Origin of the sequence: Acinetobacter sp. YH16031, assembly GCF_013417335.1 — a bacterium.
Taxonomy (GTDB): domain Bacteria; phylum Pseudomonadota; class Gammaproteobacteria; order Pseudomonadales; family Moraxellaceae; genus Acinetobacter.
In genome coordinates this window covers 1-4917 of the sequence record NZ_VPED01000066.1, presented here as the reverse complement: position 1 = coordinate 4917, position 4917 = coordinate 1, and the positions used below count along the sequence as shown (strand labels likewise).

5 protein-coding genes are annotated in these 4917 nt (G+C 38.2%); 2 read left to right on the top strand and 3 right to left on the bottom strand.

The window, feature by feature from the left end; all coding sequences use genetic code 11:
- Positions 1–636 precede the first annotated feature (636 nt).
- Complete coding sequence (locus FTV31_RS15420; RefSeq protein ID WP_179991724.1) at positions 637–939, bottom strand: AlpA family transcriptional regulator; 303 nt, start codon at positions 937–939, stop codon at positions 637–639.
- Positions 940–2281: 1342 nt separating this feature from the next.
- On the opposite strand from FTV31_RS15420, the gene FTV31_RS15415 reads away from it, so the two are divergent.
- Positions 2282–2467 carry a hypothetical protein gene (locus FTV31_RS15415; protein ID WP_179991721.1) on the top strand — a complete coding sequence of 62 codons (186 nt, stop codon included), beginning with the start codon at positions 2282–2284 and terminating at the stop codon, positions 2465–2467.
- A gap of 283 nt (positions 2468–2750) precedes the next feature.
- Here the strand turns inward: FTV31_RS15415 and FTV31_RS15410 are convergent, their stop codons facing one another.
- Positions 2751–3131: a helix-turn-helix domain-containing protein gene (locus FTV31_RS15410; RefSeq protein ID WP_368856091.1), complete on the bottom strand. Its 381-nt coding sequence runs from the start codon at positions 3129–3131 to the stop codon at positions 2751–2753.
- A 41-nt stretch (positions 3132–3172) separates the two neighbouring features.
- Entirely contained in the window at positions 3173–3652 is a 480-nt protein-coding gene (locus tag FTV31_RS15405) for a HEPN domain-containing protein (RefSeq protein WP_179991723.1), read from the bottom strand.
- A 441-nt stretch (positions 3653–4093) separates the two neighbouring features.
- Here FTV31_RS15405 and FTV31_RS15400 point away from each other — a divergent pair, with 441 nt between their 5' ends.
- The gene (locus tag FTV31_RS15400; RefSeq protein WP_179991722.1) at positions 4094–4645 is read left to right on the top strand and encodes a hypothetical protein; all 552 of its coding nucleotides are present in this window, start codon (positions 4094–4096) and stop codon (positions 4643–4645) included.
- Positions 4646–4917 lie beyond the last annotated feature (272 nt).

Sequence of the window (4917 nt, the reverse complement as noted above, 5' to 3'; positions counted from 1 at the left end):
CACGTGCTTTGTTGGTGATAGTTTTATTTTCTCGTTCAGCAATGATTTGAAGTTTATCTTTGAGATCATCTTCAATTCTAAAGCTCACCGTTGTTGTTTTTTTGCTCTCCGCCATTAATTCCCCTTTTTTTTTGTTGTCTAAAAACGTTGACGTACAAGGCTCTAAGGTGTGTTACCTATGCGTTTTTAATTGGTTTGTTAAAAATATCGCAAAATACAAAATTACAGGCACGACATCGACCGCAGACAAACGGGGACATAATGGGGACATTATTGCCGTTTGTCTACAGTCGCGTACTCAGGGGGATCCCTGATACCCCGAAGCCTCTACGAGTCTTTTTTCTGACGCGCTGCGCTTGTCCAACGATTCACAGGCAGATAAAAATTTTATCTGCCCGTTCATCGTTTCATGAGTGGCAAAATGAAAGTCATTGTTTTGAGGGTTAACGGTGAGATCTCATTGCTAATCAAATGATGTTAAAAACGCCCCCAAAAGCTCGCAAAACCGTTCTAAACTTTCAACGTGATTTTTGGGGTTTGATAGGGTGATCGTGTCTTAAAATCGATTTGAGGGGCTTTGATGGGGATGAATGGGCGGTTTTCGCTAATCAACTCGCCCATTTAACATAAAAGGGATTAGTTGCACTTAGAATCGGTAGGTTCGTTATAATTTTCAGCATTTCCCATTCTAGCGTGATTTTCTTGAGCAAATTTTCGTTCTCTATGACTTTGAGCTTGATTATGTATCCATACATTTATGATTTTTGATGACCACCTAGGGCTATCTCCATGACCTAACCAAACGGTTGGTTGAGGGAAAGGAATTTGATTAGGAATGTCATTACGTCGAATTCTATTCAGCGTTGATTTACTGATACCTAATTTTTCACATAGATCCTTGATCCCCAAAAGGGTGTCATTGGCTATATCAAAATGCATCTTTCTCTCCGTATTCACTTCTAATTATCACTATTATGATGATTCTATATTAACACCGCTAGGTTCAAATTGAAGTACGTATGGTTTTTTTAGCGGTACAGGGTGATTCAAATGCTATTATTTAAAAGCAAAAAAGCCAGCAATTTGCTGGCTTTTTACATAACGTGGATTAACTACGGTTATCAGCCTGATTTTATTGCAATTGCAAACTGCATTAAACGTTCTTTTTTCTCCGTTGAGCCTAAAAACTAATAGTTGCCATACCAGAGAAGCAAGCTAGTATTACTATTCTCACTTGCTCGGTATTGAATATCGACGTTTCCAAGGGAAGCCTACCGGCTTCCCTTTTTTATGGTTGAATGGGGTTGATTTCCATAACAGGAATCGAATACATGAGACAACCTATTGACTACGAACAATTTAAAATTGGTTTGGCTTTGAATTTTTTCATGCCTATTTGAACTCTCAGGCTCAAATTTTGAGCAAAAAAGTGCCTAATGCCCCAATGTGGTACTAATCAAAACGGAGCGAAGCGACAACGTCTTTTTGTCTTTGCTTTTCTCCATGATCAGTGATTGGGTCATGGCTTCTTAGCTTGTTCCATTAGCTAAGTCTGGTACTTCTGGTCAGTTTGGGCTTCTCTCGACGGTGCAATCCTAGAAACCCTGGTCCGTTGATTGGTGCTCTTATCAGGTACGCACTGTAATCTTTCGATACCGCAGCGTGATTCGGAGGCAGAGCCGGAATTTCGTTTTCCGGTACGTTATTACCACAATTTGCCTGTTTATCCTTTCGGGGACCGAGCCAAGTCCGAGTCAATCAAGTGGTGCATTTGGGTTAATGTCGTTGGCTGGTATTTAATGAGAACGTGACAAGCGTCTCTCACGCTGCTAAGATTGGATTGAGCTTTCTAATCGTAGCAGCGAATGCACCGATTCAGAGTACCAAAGCCCTGTGATACTGTCACGGGGCTTTTGTACATCTGTAGGTTAGAAATTTATTAAGTCATCTAAAAATGGCTACGTATAAGACCCATTATGTTAAATGGGCGAGTTAACTTGCTAAAACCGCCCATTCATCCGCATTAAATCCCCTCAAATCGATTTTAAGACACGATCCCCCTATAAAACACCCAAAACCACGTTGAAAGTTTAGAACGGTTTTGCGAGCTTTTGAGTGCGTTTTTAACAAGTTTTTATTTCATGTGAAATTCTTCTAGTAAGTCTTAAAACAATCCACATTCACGGTGGATAAATCGGGGAATATCGTTTGATATTGTGATTTACTCTTTGATAATCAAAAGCAAGAACAATTTGTTTATTTATTAGCCGATGGTGATTACATGAAAACGAAACCAGAAACAGAAATGCGAAAATGGAAAAGATTGAATCAAATCGTTTCAAGGAAAAGAAAGTATAGGCAAGAAGACCTTGATAAGTGGCGTAAAGAGCAAGAGGAAGAAGAGCGGATTAAAGAATGGCTGGATGAAAATGAAGGTGCGATAAAACGCCACATGAAAGACTTGTAGCGTTTAACATAAAAGGGATTAGTCGCACTAAAAATCGATAGGCTCATTACAATTTTCAGTATTTTCCATTCTTGCGTGATTTTCTTGAGCAAATTTTCGTTCTCTATGACTTTGAGCTTGATTGTGTATCCATACATTTATGGTTTTTGATGACCACCTAGGACTATCTCCATGACCTAACCAAACAGTTGGTTAGGTCATGGAGTTTGATTAGGAATGTCATTACGTCGAATTCTAATGAATAACCCCGCCGCAATCAGTGTGGAATATAACTCTCAGAGATTTACTTCTTTTTCATAAACTTATTTATATAAGGGATTACGCCATCAACAATTGCAACACCGGCTGCAGTCAGTCCGATTATGGATGCTCGAGTTATAATTGTTTTTGTTGTTACCCATTCAGCACTATTTTCCTTTAGTTCTTTCTCTGATGGCAGCTCCGTTTCAACCTCATAACCCTGAGATTTAAGAGCTTTAACTCTATCGTCAGCAACTTTAAAGAGCTGCCATGGTTCCAATTCAAACCCATGAGAAATTTTTAATACATTTTCTATGGTCGATGCCCTACCAATTTCAACCCTGGCTAATGTTGACTGAGTCATTCCACATAACTGAGATGCAGAAGCTTGATTTAGGCCTCTATGCTCTCTTTCTTCAGAAATTACAGTTCCAATTTAAAAATTCAGTATTGAGTAACACAAAATTAAAGAAGATGTATATCTTTGATAAATGATTTCAATACATTTAATCTAGAAACCAAAATTTCGTAATCGCTGGCATCAACATTTAATAGAACATAATGAGATTTTCTTTTTTGGAAATATGGGTATCTCAAGTTATTGTGTAAGTGGTTCGAGTTAGTTTTAAGCAAAACATTAGAAGCGAATTGTGCTCGAATTTGCTCTTTCTGAATATTATCGGTTGATAGTATATTAATGAGCATATCAAATGCTGATTCTATAGAATGATTTCTATTTTCATCTCTAAAAAAATCGTTATCTGCATTGATAAGTGAAAAAATCTTACTCCTTATTAACTTCTCCATTGATTGTAAAATCAAATAACAAGCAACCCGATATTTACCTAACTTTGCTAACTCTGAAGCGGCACTTTCATCTTCTTGAGACAATTTTAGGTAAGTGTTACTAATATTTATATTTCTTTCTATTTTACCTATCATCATTTTAGTACATACCTACGAAAAATTATAATTATTAAAATTTATACCCACTAACGCTTATTGTGAACGGTTCTGTCGCATTAAGGCTGTTTGCACGGTAATCTACCCTTTTGAAGTACGTGTATCTTTTTTAATGGTACACGTACTTCAAATGGTATTATTTAAAAGCTAAAAAGCCAGCAAATTGCTGGCTTTTTACATAACGTGGATTAGTCGCACTAAAAATCGATAGGCTCATTACAATTTTCAGTATTTTCCATTCTTGCGTGATTTTCTTGAGTAAATTTTCGTTCTCTATGACTTTGAGCTTGATTGTGTATCCATACATTTATGGTTTTTGATGACCACCTAGGACTGTCTCCATGACCTTATTGATTATTGGTAAGTTTTAGCGGGGGGTGTGATAAAATAGTAAAACGTTGCAAATGGATTATAAGGATAAAAATGAAAGACGATAAGGTAAGTCAGAGTAGCGAGCCATTAGCTATGATGACACATGAACGAGCGCGAAAAGGTCTTATCACCAGAGTAATTCTAGCTGCCACTGTGGGGGGGGTTAGCTCTACACTAAATGCAGTTTGCAATAACGACACTAATAGCGGTGTATCTTCTGTTGCAAGCATTATTGGTTCAGTCGCTGGGTCTTCTGCGGTGCAGTACCTTGTGGAGAAAGTGGTTGATACTAATGGTTTGAGTTTATCAAAAGAATCTAAGATTGGAATGGCTGTTGGAGTTGGTATTGGCGTATCGAGTATATCTAATGCATTAGTTAATAGTTATAACTCGGATACTGACCTTGATTTGTCAGAAGTTGCTACTCAGACAGCTAAGCATGTTGGAATGGGTTATGGTAGCACAATAGGTGCATTGAAGATTATGGGCCCCGAAGACGCTTCTTTTTGGGATGACGATCTAACGCTTACTAATACCACAAAGACCACGTACGACATGGACAATTCTTTAGCTCATTTAGCCTATTTTAAGTGGGACGACTAATAAAAATCAAATACACACCTAATGCCCCAATGTGGTACTAATCAAAACGGAGCGAAGCGACATCATCATTCTGTCTTTGCTTTTCTCCATGATCGGTTATTGGGTCATGGCTTCTTAGCTTGTTCCTTTAGCTAAGTTTGGTACTTCTGGTTAGGTTGGGCTTCTTTCGACGGTGCAATCCAAGAAATCCCTAGTCCGTTGATTGGTGCTCTTATCAGGTACGCACTGTAATCTTTCGATACCGCAGCGTGATTCGGAGGCAGAGCCGGAAT

Excerpts from the sequence above, each read along its gene's own strand:
- FTV31_RS15420 (WP_179991724.1), bottom strand. The coding sequence starts at position 939 with ATGCATTTTGATATAGCCAATGACACCCTTTTGGGGATCAAGGATCTA.
- FTV31_RS15415 (WP_179991721.1), top strand. The coding sequence starts at position 2,282 with ATGAAAACGAAACCAGAAACAGAAATGCGAAAATGGAAAAGATTGAAT.
- FTV31_RS15405 (WP_179991723.1), bottom strand. The coding sequence starts at position 3,652 with ATGATGATAGGTAAAATAGAAAGAAATATAAATATTAGTAACACTTAC.
- FTV31_RS15400 (WP_179991722.1), top strand. The coding sequence starts at position 4,094 with ATGAAAGACGATAAGGTAAGTCAGAGTAGCGAGCCATTAGCTATGATG.